Genomic DNA, 530 nt, shown 5'->3' with positions numbered 1-530 from the left:
GTTATTGCATTTTTTACGTTGCCCAGCAGGGTATTCACCCATTTGAAGGATGGGTGTTCAACCCCTTTACGCCCACCTTCGGAGACGAAAGGAATAGGATGGCATCCTGCCTTTCCCACTGCTTTGAAACAAGCCAAGCCATCGCTGACCACAATGCTTCCAACCTCCAGACTGGTCTTTGCATAGCGTTCGATTTCAGCACTGCGAAACCCGCTGACTGTCCGCAATTGCATCCGCTGAGGGCGATGTTCTTCCCCTTCCGTTTCAACGACGGCAATAAACGGAGCCTTATGTGCAGCGCCACGCCCAGGCTTTCCTGGACGCTCACCACCGATATATGCATCATCTATCTCAATACGGCCACTGAGCTTTTTTCCTTTCTCACGCTCCAGCATCACTTGCATCAGCTGGTGCTTCATTTTCCATGCCGTGTTATAGCTGACGCCAATATCCCGCTTCAATTGCAGCGCAGATACGCTGGTTTTTCTCTGTGTGAGCAAATAGATGGCCAGAAACCATTTCGTTAGCGG

Annotated in this window: 1 protein-coding gene; it reads right to left on the bottom strand. The window is 50.8% G+C overall.

What is annotated here, in order from left to right; translation table 11 throughout:
* A partial coding sequence (locus ACOCD2_RS25830; RefSeq protein WP_419626429.1) for an IS1595 family transposase occupies positions 1–530 on the bottom strand: 530 nt, incomplete at both ends.

Origin of the sequence: Thiolapillus sp. (assembly GCF_048562965.1) — a bacterium.
Taxonomy (GTDB): domain Bacteria; phylum Pseudomonadota; class Gammaproteobacteria; order Chromatiales; family Chromatiaceae; genus Thiolapillus; species Thiolapillus brandeum_A.
Note: the sequence above shows the minus strand (reverse complement) of the source record. Positions and strands in the feature narration are given on the sequence as shown.